Origin of the sequence: Thauera sp. 27, from assembly GCF_000310125.2 — a bacterium.
Lineage (GTDB): Bacteria > Pseudomonadota > Gammaproteobacteria > Burkholderiales > Rhodocyclaceae > Thauera > Thauera mechernichensis.
The window spans coordinates 137,901-152,171 of sequence record NZ_AMXB01000004.1; the positions used below are offsets into that span (position 1 = coordinate 137,901).

At 66.8% G+C, this 14,271-nt stretch carries 10 protein-coding genes and 1 riboswitch; of the genes, 6 read left to right on the top strand and 4 right to left on the bottom strand.

Annotated elements, in window-relative coordinates:
- Position 1 precedes the first annotated feature (1 nt).
- Positions 2 to 2,098 carry a TonB-dependent receptor gene (locus tag B447_RS03275; RefSeq protein ID WP_002936396.1) on the bottom strand — a complete coding sequence of 699 codons (2,097 nt, stop codon included), beginning with the start codon at positions 2,096 to 2,098 and terminating at the stop codon, positions 2 to 4.
- 157 nt (positions 2,099 to 2,255) lie between these two features.
- A riboswitch (cobalamin riboswitch) is annotated at positions 2,256 to 2,463 on the bottom strand.
- A gap of 203 nt (positions 2,464 to 2,666) precedes the next feature.
- Here B447_RS03275 and B447_RS03280 point away from each other — a divergent pair.
- The 6 genes from B447_RS03280 (at position 2,667) to B447_RS03305 (ending at position 9,282) form a co-directional block, all read left to right on the top strand.
- Positions 2,667 to 3,935, top strand: a complete 1,269-nt coding sequence (locus tag B447_RS03280) for a hypothetical protein (RefSeq protein WP_002936399.1) — start codon at positions 2,667 to 2,669, stop codon at positions 3,933 to 3,935.
- A gap of 17 nt (positions 3,936 to 3,952) precedes the next feature.
- Positions 3,953 to 4,846, top strand: coding sequence for a metal ABC transporter substrate-binding protein (locus tag B447_RS03285; protein ID WP_002936402.1), 894 nt, complete (start codon positions 3,953 to 3,955; stop codon positions 4,844 to 4,846).
- On the top strand, positions 4,843 to 5,424 hold the full coding sequence (locus tag B447_RS03290) for an ABC transporter ATP-binding protein (RefSeq protein ID WP_002936404.1): 582 nt from the start codon (positions 4,843 to 4,845) through the stop codon (positions 5,422 to 5,424). The genes B447_RS03285 and B447_RS03290 overlap by 4 nt, the downstream gene beginning before the upstream one ends.
- Positions 5,417 to 6,208, top strand: coding sequence for a hypothetical protein (locus B447_RS03295; RefSeq protein WP_002936406.1), 792 nt, complete (start codon positions 5,417 to 5,419; stop codon positions 6,206 to 6,208). Before B447_RS03290 ends, B447_RS03295 begins: the two co-directional genes overlap by 8 nt.
- A 190-nt stretch (positions 6,209 to 6,398) precedes the next feature.
- Positions 6,399 to 7,073: a histidine phosphatase family protein gene (locus B447_RS03300; protein ID WP_232431482.1), complete on the top strand. Its 675-nt coding sequence runs from the start codon at positions 6,399 to 6,401 to the stop codon at positions 7,071 to 7,073.
- Between the two features lie 73 nt (positions 7,074 to 7,146).
- Positions 7,147 to 9,282, top strand: a complete 2,136-nt coding sequence (locus B447_RS03305) for a putative bifunctional diguanylate cyclase/phosphodiesterase (RefSeq protein ID WP_002936413.1) — start codon at positions 7,147 to 7,149, stop codon at positions 9,280 to 9,282.
- Between the two features lie 123 nt (positions 9,283 to 9,405).
- On the opposite strand, the gene B447_RS03310 is transcribed toward B447_RS03305, so the two are convergent.
- The 3 genes from B447_RS03310 to B447_RS03320 all read right to left on the bottom strand — a co-directional run bounded on the left by B447_RS03310 (position 9,406) and on the right by B447_RS03320 (position 14,132).
- Positions 9,406 to 10,542 carry a ribonucleotide-diphosphate reductase subunit beta gene (locus B447_RS03310; RefSeq protein WP_002936415.1) on the bottom strand — a complete coding sequence of 379 codons (1,137 nt, stop codon included), beginning with the start codon at positions 10,540 to 10,542 and terminating at the stop codon, positions 9,406 to 9,408.
- A gap of 112 nt (positions 10,543 to 10,654) precedes the next feature.
- Positions 10,655 to 13,456, bottom strand: coding sequence for a ribonucleoside-diphosphate reductase subunit alpha (locus B447_RS03315; RefSeq protein ID WP_002936416.1), 2,802 nt, complete (start codon positions 13,454 to 13,456; stop codon positions 10,655 to 10,657).
- Positions 13,457 to 13,568: 112 nt separating this feature from the next.
- A complete protein-coding gene (locus tag B447_RS03320) occupies positions 13,569 to 14,132 on the bottom strand; it encodes a GNAT family N-acetyltransferase (RefSeq protein WP_002936420.1) in 564 nt (187 codons plus the stop codon).
- Between the last annotated feature and the right edge of the window lie 139 nt (positions 14,133 to 14,271).

A 14,271-nucleotide genomic window follows, 5' to 3' on the forward strand; every position in this document is an offset into this window, starting at 1 on the left:
GTCAGAACTTCAGCTCGGCGACCAGCTCGAAGCGCCGCGGTTCGCCGAGGATGAACTGGTTGTTGTAGGTGCGTGTCGCGTACACCTTGTCGGCGAGGTTGCGGCCGAGCAGGCGCAGCGTGGTGCGCGCATCCATCTGCCAGGCGATGCTCGCGTCCGCGACCGTATAGGCTCCAATTGCCAGCGAGTTGGCATTGTTGGCGTAGCTCTTGCCGACGTGGCGGAGCCCGACAGAGGTCTGTACCGCGCCGATGCGATAGTGGCCCCAAAGGTTGGCGACCAGGGTGGGTACGTTGGCGGGCACCTTGCCGGCCCGCGAGACCGCAACACCGCCGACGCGTTCGTTGAACTCGGTGAACTCGGCCTGCAAGCGGGTGATGTTGCCCTCCAGGCGCAGGTTCTTCCACGGCGTGATCGCAGCCGCCAGCTCAACGCCTTGCGAGTACTGGCTGCCGCCCTGGATCGAAAGGGCCGAGTTGTCGGGGTCGCGGGTGATGATGTCGTCCTTGTCGATGCGGTAGAACGCGGCCGTCCACTCGCCGCGCCCGTCGGCCAGCCTTTGCTTGACGCCAACTTCGACCTGCTTGCCGCGGGTTAGCTTGAAGTCGGCGTTGGCCAGGTTGAGCGAGATCATCGATGTGACCGGGTCATGGCCGGTCGCGTAGTTCGCATACAGGCTGGTGTCGTGGCTCAGGAAGTGGGTGAGGCCGACACGCCAGGCGTTGCCCTTGAGCGTGCGGCTGAAGTCGGTGCCTGCCACCAGTTCGTCGCGGTCCACGCGGGCGCGGTCGTGGCGGAAGCCGGCGAGCACGAGCCAGCGCTCGCCGAGCTGCCAAGCGTCCTCGGCATAGAAGCCGTGCAGGGTCGATGCGGTATCGAATTTGGCCAGCGTCGGGTCGGGGCTGAGCCAGTTGCCGTGTTGCGGATCGCGGATGCTGACGTTCGACGACCCGCTGTAGGGTGAGTTGTTGATGTGGCGGAAGTCCACGCGGGCAGCCTCCCAGCCGACCACCGCGCGGTGTGCGCCGTGCTTCAGTGCTGCCTCGAGCCGGTTGCCGGTCTGTACCAGTTCGTGCTGGATATGCAGGTAGTCGCTGCGCTCCACCCGGTCGGCGGCGAGGTTGAGCCTGTAGTTCTCGATGTTCATCCAGCGCCGCTGCGACTCCAGGCGGTAGATCTCGTTGCTCAGCGCGATCCGCTCGTCGAGCTGCCAGTCGGCACGCGCACGCAGGCGGGTGTCCTCATAGCGGATCACGGCATCTGCGGCGTTGTAGTTCTCGCGCCTGAGCTCGGGCAGGATGCGGCCGTTGTCATGCGGCGTGCCCCAGTAGCGCTCGGGGTGCTGCACGCTGTGGTCTGCGGTCAGGTCGATGCGCAGGTCGCTGCGGGGCTGCAGGCGCAGGCGGTTCATGATCTTGCCGCCGTGCGAGTTGCCGAGGTCGCGGTAGCCGTCGATGTGGGTCCCGTAGGCATCGACGCGGTAGGAGGCGATTTCGCCGAGTGCGCCGGTGGCACCAAGGCCGAGCCGTTTCACGCCATCGCTGCCGGCGGCGACCATGAGCTCCTGCGCAGCAACGCGGCTGGGCTCCTTGCGTACGGCGTTGATGGTCGCCCCCACGGTGCCGCTGCCGAACACCACCGATGCCGGGCCGTGCAGCACTTCGACGCGTTCATAGCCCCAGGCGCTGCCTGGATAGTTCTGGGTGCCTGCCCCGGTCTGAATGCGTATGCCGTCTTCGGCGATGCCGACCGAGTTGGTGCCCGTGTAGCCGCGTGCCGAGAACGACAGGCCGCCGGTGCCGCCTGAGCCGATGTCCGTGATGCCGGTGGCGCGCGTGATGGCCTCGCGCACCTGGAAGTCGCCGCGCTCCTGCATCTGTGTGCTGTCCACGCTGCTTGTCGTGGCCGGCAGTTCGCGCGCGGCGACGCCCGTGCGGCTACCGGTGGTGCTCGGTTCGTCCAGGTACAGGCTGGGTGCGTCGCGGTTGGCGCTGACCTCGACCGGTGACAGCGTCACCTGCGCGAAGACCGGGGCATGAACGGCAAGCGCAATGGCTGCCGCAAGACGGGTGGGGGGAAAGCGGAATCGTTTTGCCATGTTGGAGGTCCGGTGCGGGCAGGGCGGATCTCCGACGGACAGGCGTGCGGCGCCATGCGCACGGACGCGCCGTGCGCTGCACTCGAGCCGTCAGGAAAACGAGCAAGTGAAATGGTGTGAGCCATGCCTCTTGTCAGGGACACCCCGCCCCAAACTGTTGAAGGTGATGTGCATGGCAGGTCTCCTGGCTCACGGGTCATCGCCTTGCGCCAGCCTTCCCGGAAAGATTCCAGTGGCAGAGAGGGCGCAGGACTCGCCGATTACAGTTGCGGGGGCAGCTCCGGGTTGAGCGCGCGGGGCGCGGCACCGGATTCCCTTTTCATGTCTGCTGGTTAGGGCAGACAACCATGAACGGCGCGCAGGTTAGCGTGCCGGTCGACGGGCTGTCAAACCTGCGCGCTCGTGCAGCCTGCAGGGTGTTGCCGTGCTTGTGCATCCCGATGGTGTCGCCCGGGGGGCACGCCATCGATGCTATCAGTTTATTGCAACAGACTTGCAAAAACAAAGGCAGGCCCCTACCATCGCGGCCTCATCGGCTCACGGCCCTGACTTCCATCCGAGGTTGAACATGCACAACATCCTTCGTCCTGCTGCGCTGGCACCCCTTGCCCTGGCGCTTTTCGCCGCCGCACCCTTGCCTGTGCAGGCACAGTCCTCGCTCAAGCTCGGCGAGGTCGAGCTCGACGCATCGCTCACGCTCGACGGGATCTTCGCCCGCCGTTACTCCGGCAAGGAGGGTGCGCCGGCAGGGTTCGGCCATGCCCACGGCGACGAGGACCATGACCACCACCACGGCCATTCGCACGCACTCGAGAACGGCTTCAACGCCGGACATTCCGAGATCGGTCTGCGTGCGCGCACCGACCTGTTCGACGGCGTGCTCACCATCGGCTTCGACGACGAGGATGTGAAGGTCGAGGAGGCCTATCTCGTCACCCGCGCACTGCCGGCCGGCCTGCGCGTCAAGGCAGGCAAGTTCCTGTCCGACATCGGCTACGTCAACAGCCGCCATCCGCACGACTGGTCCTTCGTCGAGCGTCCTTTGGTCAACCAGTACCTGTTCGGTGACCACGGGCTGCTCGAGCGCGGTGTACAGCTCAGCTACACGCTGCCCACGCGCAGCTTCGCGATGCTCGGGGTCGAAGTGCTGCAGGGCAACGGTGAAGGCCTGGACCGCTACGACGACGGCGCCCTGTCCGCGCGCAAGAGCGGCCCGCGGCTGCTGACCGCATTCGCCAAGTTCGGTCCAGATCTTGGCGACCGCCATGCGCTGCAGGCGGGGGTGTCTGGCGGTACGTCACGCCAGAACGTGCGCGTCGATGCCCACGGCGACCACACCCACTACATCGACGGCGATGCCTGGTTCGCCGGCGCCGACCTGATGTACCGCTACGACGCCGGCCGCTCGCATGGCGAAGGCAACTGGCGTATCGGCGGCGAGTACTACTACGTCGAGCGCGATGTCGGTGCCGGCGGCGGCAACCGTGCGCGCTGGCTGAACTACACCGAGAAGCAGGACGGCGCCTACATCGAGGCTGTGTATGGCTTTGCGCCGCGCTGGGAGGCGGGCGTGCGCGCCGAAGCGCTTGGCCTGAACAACAAGGTCGTCAAGTTCCATCCGCGCGCACTCGGCGAAGAGGACAGCTCCTACCGTTACAGCGCACAAGTCACCTGGCGCGCGCGCGAAACGGTTTTCGTGCGTGCTCAGCTCACCCGCGAGGACTTCGCCGGTCAGCGTGCCCACGGCAGCGAGGCGGCGGTGGCGCAGGACGGCAGCTGGATGTTCATGCTCCAGCTCAACGCGTTGTTCGGTAGCCATCCGGCGCACCGCTTCTGAGCTGGCGAGGCGTCCTGATGAAAGCCTTCCTCGCTGCCGTGGCCGTGGCCTTCGGTATCGCGCTGGCGCCTTCGGCCGCGCTGGCTGAGGCGCCACGCCTGCTCGTGGTCGCCACCACGCCGTCGATGGGCGTCATCGCGCGCACGGTCGGCGGCGATCGTGTCGATGTGCAGGTGCTGGTCGCGCCCGACCGCGATGCGCACACGCTCAATGCGCGTCCGAGCATGATCGCGCACTTGCGGCGGGCCGACCTCGTGCTGGCGGTCGGCGCCCAGCTCGAGGAGGGCTGGTTGCCGGCAGCGCTCGACGCAGCGGCCAACCCCCGCCTGCGCAAGGGGCAGCCCGGGTATTTCGCTGCCGCCGAGCCGCTTCACCTGCGCCCGACCCGCTTCGACCCGGCGCTGGGCGGCCATGTGCATGGCGAGGGCAACCCGCACCTGAACCTGTCGCCGCCGCGCATGATCACTGTTGCTCATGCCTTCGCCGACCGCCTCGCGGCGCTGGCGCCCGAGTCTGCGCCCGCTTTCGAGGCCGCTGCGGCCGCTTTCGAGGATGCGTTGCGCAGCCGCCTGCCCGCGCTGCGGGCGCGGTTCGGTGCGCCGCTGCGCCTGGTCGCGCATCACGAGGAGTTCGACTATTTCGCCGAATGGCTGCCGGTCGAGCTGGTCGGCTTCGTCGAGGAGAAGCCCGGTGTGCCGCCCGGACCCGCGCATCTGGCGCGTTTGATCGAGCAGCAACGCGGCCAGGCCGGCACGATCGTGCTCGCCAACTACCAGCCGCAGGCGCCGGCACGACGGGTTGCCGATGAACTCGGCTGGCCGCTGCATGCGCTTGCACTCGAGCCTGCGACGGCCGACGCCGAGAGCTACTTCGCTCTCATCGAGCACTGGGTGGACAGCCTCGCGCAATGAGTGCGGCGGCGCTGCTCCAGGCGCGCGGCCTGCAGGCGGGGCTCGCTGCGCCCCTGTTCGCGCCGCTCGACCTCGCGCTGCAGGCGGGTTCCGTCACCCTCGTGAGCGGGGACAACGGGGTTGGCAAGAGCAGCCTGATGCGCACCTTGGCCGGGGAGCAGGCGCCCTTCGCCGGCACGGTGCAGCGTGCGCACGCCCTGCGCGTCTGCCATTTCAGCCAGCACGCTGCGCAGCTGCCGGCGGGGCCGTTCAGCGTTGCCGACCTGCTTGCCCTGGCGGGCATGCCCGGACTCGCGCACGCGTGGGTGCCGGACGACCGTGGCCAGCGTGTTGACCGGCTCAGCGGCGGCCAGCGCCAGCGTCTGCTGCTCGCAATGGCACTCGCCACGCCCTGTGACCTGCTGCTCCTCGATGAGCCGACCCAGTATCTCGATGCAGCGAGCCGCCATGTCTTCGTGGCTTGGCTGACGACCGCCTCGGCGCGTGCCGGCGGCCCTGCGATCGTGGTCGTCACGCACGACGCCGAGACCGTCGAGTCCGCACATCACGTCCGCCTCCAGGCCATCACCGATGCTTGAACAGCTACTGCTCTTTGCGCCCGGCTTCGTGCTCGGCCTGTTCATGTCTGCCGTGCTCGCGGCGCTCGGCGTAATCCTGCGCCTGCGCGACGAGGCGCTGTCGGCGTTCAGCCACGCCCAGGTCGCAGTGCTTGGCGCAATGCTCGCCGCCATCGCCGGCTGGCCGCTACTCATCGGTGCCTGGGGGCTGGCGATGCTGGTGGCCGTTGTGGGGCTGTGGCTCATCAAGCCAGTCGCGGCCGTGGCGAGTTCGCGTCATCTCCTCGTCCTGCTGCTGGCATGGAGTGCTTGTCTGCTGCTCGCTGACAACCACGCCCAGGCACGGCTGTTGTCGGCCTCCGCGGTCGAGGGGCAGTTGCTGCTCGTGCAATGGCGGGACGTCGTCGCCCATGGTGTCGTCGGTGCGCTTGGTGCCGCCGTGCTCGGCGGCGTGTCCAAGGCCTTGCTGGCTCATCAGCTGCTGCCCTGGCTGCCCGGCGCTCCCGGACGTGCGCATGCGCTCGCGCGCGAGCTCGCCGTGGTAGCGATCCTCGCCACCGGCGCCCTGGCCAGCGGCATCTTCGTCACCTTGGCGCTCGTGCTCATCCCGGCCTGGTCGGGGTGGGCAAGTGCCAGAGGTTTGCGCGCCGCAGTGCTGCAGGCCGCCATATTCGGCGCGAGCGCTCATGTGCTGGCCTTCGGCCTCGCGCTCGTGCTCGATCAGGTCTATCCGGCGGTGATGATCGTGGTGCTTGCACTCATGGCGGCCGCCGCGTCGCTGCGCCGAAAAACCCTCGGCCGCTAGTCTGGATCCGCCTGTGTGAGGCGGTGTGCGACCTCGCACCGTGATGCAGCCTAAAAACCATGAGCTGCTTGTGACTATTTTTGCCTGCAACCCATCTTGAGGCGGCATAATCGGCAGGCCTGCGGGCAAACGAGTGGCTCTGCGCCGGATGCGGCCTGCAGCCGATCCATGACCCAAGATGCATGCCGACATGTCGTTCGTCCGTTCCTGTTTTGTGCTTGTATTCGGGTGCCTGGCGGCGCTCGGTTTGCCGGCCGTCGCTGCCGACGCGCCTCCTGCACGCTCGTCCTTCGAGGTCGTACCGGCGTCTCCCGCCCATATCGAGGCCCTGCGCGGCGGTGGGTTCGTGATCTACATGCGCCATGGCGCGACCGATGCCCGCTTCCCCGACCGCATTCCGGTGCAGATAGACGATTGCGCCAGCCAGCGACCGCTCTCCGACGCCGGGCGTGCCGCTCTGGACCGTATCGGCACCAACTTCGCGCGGCTCGGAGTGCCGTACTCGAAGGTGATCAGCAGCCCGTTCTGCCGCGCCAGGGAGAGTGCCCGTCGGGTTTTTCAGGCAGCCGTCGAGGTAGACCCGCGTCTGATGTATACCGCGACCATGTCCGAGGCGGAGAAGGCGCCTGCCGTCGCGCGGACGCGGGAGTGGCTGTCTACGCCGGTCGATGTGAGCGGCGACAACCGTGTCGTGGTCGCACATGGACCCAATATCGCCGAGATCATGGATTACCTGCCGCGCGAGGCGACCATGGTGATCTTCAGGCCACTGGGCGCTGCCGACGGAGGTGCTTTCGAGTACGTGGCAAGCATCGAGCCTGGGCACTGGGTAGGCCTGCTGCAGGCGCTTGGGCTGGAGCCGTGACGATGAGGTGGCATGGCGGTGTCCGCATTGGTGGATCGTCCGTGGGCATGCACTGCTTGCACCGGAGGCGGTCATGAAAGCCGGCCGCAGCGTGCTGCTACTGCTGCTTTTGCCCCTTGGAATCGTCGTGCTGGTGGCGCTGATGGTGAACTACGGCGCGCTCTCCAGTGTGCGCGAGCAGTTTGACTTGTCCTCGGCGGCCCAGGACGAAGATCTGGTCGTGATCGAGGAGGCTGCGAGCTTCTCGCGCGACATGGGCCTTATCCAGCGCCAGATGGCGGTTGCGCTCGATGGTGCGAAGTCCGGGCAACTCGACGAGCTGCAGCTCTACCGCATGCACACCCGGATCGTCGAAGAGCTGGCGGCGCTGGGTGAGCGTGTTCGGCGCCTGGCCGAGTCCGAGCTGGTCATCGACGCCAACCACAACAGCGCGCGGCAGCTCATCCACTCGTTCGGCGAGTACAGGCGATTCATCGTCATGACCACGGATGTGATTGCCGTCGATCCACGGGTGGCCGCAGAGTTTCTCGACCAGGCGCAGATCGAGCACCGCGAGTTCTCGATCTTCTCGAGCAGGATCGTGTCCCTGCTCGCCGAGCGGGCGCGCGACCGCAATGCCGCCCAGGTAGCACGCTTCGACGACGCTTTCCGCGGTGTTCTGTTGACCGGCTTGATCATCCTGATCGGCCTGTTCGTGACCGCGAGCCTGCTTGGTCGCCGTGCCGGCTCGCGCATGGTGGATATCGCCGATGCCTTGAGCACACTTGCACGCAGTGCCGAAGCAAAGATCCCGCTGCCACGCATCGAGGCAATGTACGAGGGCGGGCGAGGCGAATTCGCCCGCATCGCGGGCACCTTGCTCAATTTTCGCAATGCCATCGAACGCCAGCGCAGTGCCGAGGAGCAGGCCTTTCAGCTCGCCTTCTACGACCCGCTGACGCGTCTGCCCAATCGGCGGCTGTTGAGCGAACGCATGCGCAGCGTGTTGCGTGCTTGCGAGCAGCACCTTGGCCACGCGGGCGTCATCGTTCTCGACCTGGACGACTTCAAGCGCGTCAACGACGCCTACGGACATGGTGTCGGTGACAGGTTGCTGGTCGAAGTGGCCGCCCGTCTCGAGTCGGTCGTTGGCGAAGGGAATACCCTCGCGCATCTGGGGGGTGATGAGTTCGCCATTCTGCTGGGGCCGATCGGTGCGGACGCTGGCAGCGCGGTGGGCGAGGTCGAAGCCTGCGCAGAGCGGGTCCTGGCGGCGTTCGCGGGGGCATTCCAGATCGATGGCGAGTCCTTGTATGCGACCGCCAGTCTGGGTGCGAGCCTTTTCGGCACGCCACTCGCCAATCTGGATGACCCCCTCAGGCATGCCGAGAACGCCATGTACCAGGCCAAGAGCGAAGGCCGGGGCAACCTGCGCTTCTTCGATCCGGTCATCCAGGCGCGACTCGAGGAGCGCATCGCGCTCGAGTCCGAGCTTCGGCTCGCGATCGAGCGTGACCAGCTTGAGCTGTTCTACCAGGTACAGGTTGACGAGAACGACCGGCTGCAGGGCGTCGAGGCCTTGCTGCGGTGGCGCCATCCGGTGCGTGGCCTGGTACCGCCCGCGGCCTTCATCGGCCTTGCGGAGGAGTCCGGGCTGATCCTTCCGATCGGCCATTGGGTGCTCGAGACCGCCTGCGCGCAACTGCTTGCCTGGGCTGGCGATGCGCGGACGGCGCAGCTGAGCATCGCGGTCAACGTGAGCGCCCGGCAGTTCCGCCAGGATGACTTCGTGCAGCAGGTCGGCGGCGTCCTCGAGCGTACTGGTGCCCCGCCGCGCAGGCTCAAGCTGGAGCTGACCGAAAGCACCGTGCTCGAGGATATCGAGTCGACCATCGTCAAGATGAAGGCGCTGCGTGCGTTCGGTGTGCGCTTCTCGATGGATGACTTCGGCACCGGCTACTCTTCGCTGCAGTATCTCAAGCGCCTCCCGCTCGATCAGTTGAAGATCGACCAGGCCTTTGTACGCGACATCATCGATGACGCCGACGATGCCGTCATCGTGCAGGCGATCATCGCAATGAGCCACGCGCTCGGGCTCGAGGTGATCGCCGAAGGCGTGGAAACGCGCGAACAGCAGCAACTGCTTGGCCAGCAAGGCTGCAGGTTCTTCCAGGGCTATCTGTTCGGCAAGCCGGTCCCGCTCGACGAACTGGCACAGCGGCTGCGTTGACGCGCGCCACCTTGTCTCCATCTGGGTATTACGGTCTCGGCAAGATCAGCGTCAGCATCGGCAGCAAGGCTGCTGGGTCGAGCCTCGACTGAGCAAGGCTCACGCATGCCCGCTGCGCCAGGCTCAGTCCCAGGCGAGCGCGCCGCCGGTCTGATACTCAGTGACCCGTGTCTCGAAGAAGTTCTTCTCCTTGCGCAGGTTGGCCTGTTCGTCCAGCCAGGGTAGCGCGTTCTCCGCACCGGGGAAGGGCTCCTCCACGCCGACCTGGCGGGCGCGCCGGTTTGCGATGAAGCGGAACTGGCGGACATGCAGTTCTGCGTTGTAGCCCAGGATCGGGTCGCGCAGGATGAAGCTGGCGTAGGCGTGTTCGGCGGCCTCGGCCTCGTCCCAGAGCGTGCGCAAGGCCTGGGGGTCGAGGGTGAGTGTTTCTTCCTTCAACAACTCGCGGACGACTCGGATACCGAAGGCGCAGTGCAGTACCTCGTCGCGCATGATGTACTGCAACTGTTCGGCGGCGCCCTTCATCAGCCCGCGCCGCTGCAAGGCGAAGACCGGCGTGAAGCCGTTGTAGAACCAGCAGCCCTCGAAGATCACCGCAAAGAAGAAGTAGGACAGCGCGAATTCGTGCAGGTTGGCGCGGTCCGTCAGATCGAAGTCGGCCCGCATCACGCGCTCCAGGCGCCTGTTTGCGAGCGCGATCTTGCCGTGGATCTCGGGCACGACGCGATAGCGGTTGTAGATCTCCTGCTGGTCGAGGCCAATGCTTTCGATGCAGTGCTGGTAGGTCCAGGTGTGCAGCGCTTCTTCATACACTTGGCGCGCCTGGTAGATCTGCAGTTCGGGCGCACTCATCTTCTCCATGACTGCCAGGCCGATGTTGCGCATGGCCAGGATGTCGGAGGTGGTGAGGTAGGCGAGCACGTTCTCGAAAACATGCCGCTCGGCCGCGCTGAGCTTGTGATGGTAGTCGTGCACGTCCTGCGCCATGGAGATTTCCAGCGGCGTCCAGTGGTTGCGGTTTGCCTTGAGGAAGAACTCCCAGGCCCAGGGATACTTGAACGGCGCCAGCTGGTTGATGTCGGCCTTGCCGTTGACGATGCGCTTGTCGGCGGCATTGACCGGTGCCAGGGCGAGGCCGGGTGGCGTACCGGCGGCGGCATCGCAGGGGCTTGGCACCGCCGAGGTGGTGCGCGCGGCGGTGTCCTGCGCGGTGCGGGGGGCGGGTGTATCCCAGTCGTCGAAATGATATGTGGTGTTCATGTATCGAGCCTTTGCGGGGCGATGGTGAGGTTTCAATGGGCGATGGCATTCCCGCGCTGGGGGGCGCCAGGGCATGACGATGCGGGCGTCCGTTCGGCCGGCAGCCGGCGACTCACTGGCAGGCCTCGCAGTCCGGGTTGTCGATGCTGCAGAACCTCGGCTCCTGCTCGGCTGCGGGCTCGTCCCGACCTCCGGCCTTCTCGGCCTGGCTGGCACCGAGTGTGCGCAGGTAGTAGGTGGTTTTCAGGCCGCGTTTCCAGGCGAGCTTGTACAACTCGTCGAGCTTCCTGCCGGAGGGGAGTGCGAGGTACAGGTTGAGCGATTGCGCCTGGTCGATCCATTTCTGACGGCGGGCAGCGGCTTCGATGAGCCAGGCGGGGTCCATTTCGAAGGCAGTGGCGTAGCGCGCCTTGAGGGTGTCCGGAATGCGGTCGATGGGGGCGAGCGAGCCGTCGAAGTACTTGAGATCGGTCACCATGACCTCGTCCCACAAGCCGAGTGCCTTGAGGTCGCGCACCAGTGCCTTGTTCACCACGGTGAACTCGCCGGACAGGTTGGATTTGACGTAGAGGTTCTGGTACGGGGGCTCGATGCTGGCCGAGACGCCGATGATGTTGGAGATGGTCGCGGTCGGCGCGATGGCGACGCAGTTCGAGTTGCGCATGCCGTAGCGGGCGATCCGGTCGCGCAGGGGGCCCCAGTCGAGCGTGCCGCTGCGGTCTACTTCGAGCAGGGCATCGCCTTCGGCGGCGCTCGCGCTGTTGCGTCCGCGACCCTCGGCCAGCAGCGCCAGGCTGTCCTGCGGCAGGATGCCGCGATCCCACAGGCTACCGCGGAAGCTGGAGTACGGTCCGCGCGCCTCGGCCAGTTCCGTCGAGGCCCAGTAGGCGGCGTGGCAGACGGCTTCCATCGAGCGGTCGGCGAACTCGACCGCGGCGTCCGATGCGTAGGCCAGGCCCATCGCGTGCAGGGCGTCGGCGAAGCCCATGATGCCCAGGCCGACGGGGCGGTGGCGCAGGTTGGCAGCGCGCGCCTTGGGCGTGGCGTAGTAGTTGAGGTCGATGACGTTGTCGAGCAGGCGCATGGCGACGCGTACGGTGCGCTGCAGTTTGTCGTGGTCCAGCGTCCAGCGTCCGTCACTGTCGCGCACAAGATGGGCAGGCAGGTTCACTGAGCCCAGATTGCATACTGCGGTCTCGTCAGCCGAGGTGTTGAGCGTGATCTCGGTGCACAGGTTGGAGCCATGCACCACGCCCACGTGCTGCTGCGGCGAGCGCAGGTTGCAGGCGTCCTTGAAGGTGATCCACGGATGGCCGGTCTCGAACAGCATGGTCAGCATCTTGCGCCACAGCTGGATGGCGGGCAGGCGCTTGAAGAGGCGGATCTCGCCGCGCTCGGCACTGGCCTCGTAGGCGCAGTAGGCCGCCTCGAAGTCCTGGCCGTAGCGCTCGTGCAGGTCGGGCACGTCGACAGGCGAGAACAGCGTCCATTCTGCGTTCTCCAGCACGCGCTTCATGAACAGGTCGGGAATCCAGTTCGCGGTGTTCATGTCGTGCGTGCGGCGGCGCTCGTCGCCGGTGTTCTTTCGCAGTTCGAGAAACTCCTCGATGTCGAGGTGCCAGGTCTCGAGGTAAGCGCACACCGCGCCCTTGCGCTTGCCGCCCTGGTTGACCGCCACCGCGGTGTCGTTGACCACCTTCAGGAAGGGAATCACGCCCTGGCTCTGGCCGTTGGTGCCCTTGATGCGGCTGCCGAGCGCACGCACGGCCGTCCAGTCGTTGCCCAGGCCACCTGCGAACTTCTGCAGCAGGGCGTTCTCCTTGATCGACTGGTAGATGTCTTCCAGGCTGTCGGCCACCGTCGTCAGGTAGCACGATGACAGTTGCGAATGCCGGGTGCCGCTGTTGAACAGCGTCGGCGTGCTGCTCATGAAATCGAAGCTCGACAGCAGCTCATAAAACGCAATGGCCTGCGCCTCGCGGTCGATCTCGTTGATCGCGAGACCCATCGCTACGCGCATGAAGAAGGTCTGCGGCAGTTCGATACGGCGCTCGCTGACGTGCAGGAAGTAGCGGTCGTACAGCGTCTGCAGGCCAAGGTAGTCGAACTGCAGGTCGCGCTCGGGGCGCAGCGCCGCTGCGAGGCGCGCAAGGTCGAAGTCGGCCAGGCGCGGGTCGAGCAGTTCGGCATCGATGCCGCGGCGAATGAGGGTCGGCAGGCAGGCGGCATAGCCGAGTTCGGGATCGGCCATGTCGGCCTGGGAGGCCTCATGCCCGAGCACCTCCACGCGGATGGTCGCCAGCAGAAGGCGGGCGGCGACGCGGCCGTAATCCGGCTCGCGTTCGGTCAGTGTGCGTGCCGCCAGCACCAGCGCCTGGCGCATGGCTGCGATGGGTACGCCGTCGTAGAGGTTGTGCAAGGCGTGCTCGAGCACGGTGTCGGCGGACACGCCGTCCAGCCCTGCGCAGGCTTCGCGGCAAGCGGCGAGCAGGGCGCTGCGGTCGAGTGGGCGGCGCGCTTCGCCGTCGACGACGTGCAGCACGGCGAGTGCACCGTCGGTCTGCGCGTGCGCGCCTTGCTCGGCGGCGCGCTCGGCGGCACGACGCTCGCGGTAGAGCACATAGGCGCGGGCGACGTCGTGCTCGCCCGAGCGCATCAGGGCCAGTTCGACCTGGTCCTGGATGTCTTCGATGTGCAGCATGCCGCCGTCGGGCAGGCGGCGTGTCAGCGCGCCCACGACCGTGTCGGTGAGGCGCGCAACGATGTCGCGTACGCGCGAGGAGGCGGCGCCCTGGCGGCCCTCGACGGCGAGGAAAGCCTTGGTCATGGCGACGGTGATCTTGTTGGGGTCGAAGGCGACGACGGTGCCGTTGCGGCGGATGACCTGGAAGGCGTTGAGTTGCACTGAGTCCATCAGTGCCACGGAGGGAAGTCGGTCCACAGTGGGGTCCTCTTGTGAGTAAGTGCGAATGGCAGCCGGTGGCTGAAAGGCGAGGCTTGCGGGTGAGTGGCCGGTACTTGCCGCCTCACGCTGCGGTGCGGCGTTGCGGCTGGGCCGCAACTGCGGCCAGAGGCCGGCCGTTGGCAGGCAGGTCCAGCGTCAGGGGCGCATCAAAGATGCCGCCGGGCCTGCGGAAGCCGGTGGCCGCAGCCATATGCAGAACGGCCGGGCTGATGCTGTGACAGATGATCCGAGTTGCCGGCAGGGTGCGGGCCAGCGCAATCACATGGCCGAACAGCGCGCGCCCGAGGCCTCGCATACGGTAGTCAGGGCTGACGCTGAGACCGAAGTCGAGGGCTCCGTCACGCACGCCGGCATGTGCGAGGGCGATGACGGCGCCTTGTGCGGTGCACAGGCCATGGATATGGTCGCCGGCGAAGTCGAGTGTGCTGACATAGGCCGCGATACCCTCGTCGCGGATGCCGTGGCTGAAGCGCAGCATGCGGTCTTCCGCGTCGAGGCCGAGCAAGTGCGCGAGGATGCGTGGTGCGTCGGGCACGGCGAAGCGGTGCATCGGGCGCAAGGCCGTGGCCGGCAGGTCGGCGGCGAGTGGCTTCAGCTGCTGGGCGGAGCGGGCAGGAGCAGGCATGGCGGAGATCCGGTGCGGGCAGGGCGGATCTCCGACGGACAGGCGTGCGGCGCCATGCGCACGGACGCGCCGTGCGCTGCACTCGAGCCGTCAGGAAAACGAGCAAGTGAAATGGTGTGAGCCATGCCTCTTGTCAGGG

What these genes read in the sequence shown, in the direction of transcription:
- B447_RS03300 (WP_232431482.1), top strand. Translation starts at nt 6,399, where the DNA reads ATGTCGTTCGTCCGTTCCTGTTTTGTGCTTGTATTCGGGTGCCTGGCG.
- B447_RS03275 (WP_002936396.1), bottom strand. Translation starts at nt 2,098, where the DNA reads ATGGCAAAACGATTCCGCTTTCCCCCCACCCGTCTTGCGGCAGCCATT.
- B447_RS03285 (WP_002936402.1), top strand. Translation starts at nt 3,953, where the DNA reads ATGAAAGCCTTCCTCGCTGCCGTGGCCGTGGCCTTCGGTATCGCGCTG.
- B447_RS03315 (WP_002936416.1), bottom strand. Translation starts at nt 13,456, where the DNA reads ATGGACTCAGTGCAACTCAACGCCTTCCAGGTCATCCGCCGCAACGGC.
- B447_RS03290 (WP_002936404.1), top strand. Translation starts at nt 4,843, where the DNA reads ATGAGTGCGGCGGCGCTGCTCCAGGCGCGCGGCCTGCAGGCGGGGCTC.
- B447_RS03295 (WP_002936406.1), top strand. Translation starts at nt 5,417, where the DNA reads ATGCTTGAACAGCTACTGCTCTTTGCGCCCGGCTTCGTGCTCGGCCTG.
- B447_RS03320 (WP_002936420.1), bottom strand. Translation starts at nt 14,132, where the DNA reads ATGCCTGCTCCTGCCCGCTCCGCCCAGCAGCTGAAGCCACTCGCCGCC.
- B447_RS03305 (WP_002936413.1), top strand. Translation starts at nt 7,147, where the DNA reads ATGAAAGCCGGCCGCAGCGTGCTGCTACTGCTGCTTTTGCCCCTTGGA.
- B447_RS03310 (WP_002936415.1), bottom strand. Translation starts at nt 10,542, where the DNA reads ATGAACACCACATATCATTTCGACGACTGGGATACACCCGCCCCCCGC.
- B447_RS03280 (WP_002936399.1), top strand. Translation starts at nt 2,667, where the DNA reads ATGCACAACATCCTTCGTCCTGCTGCGCTGGCACCCCTTGCCCTGGCG.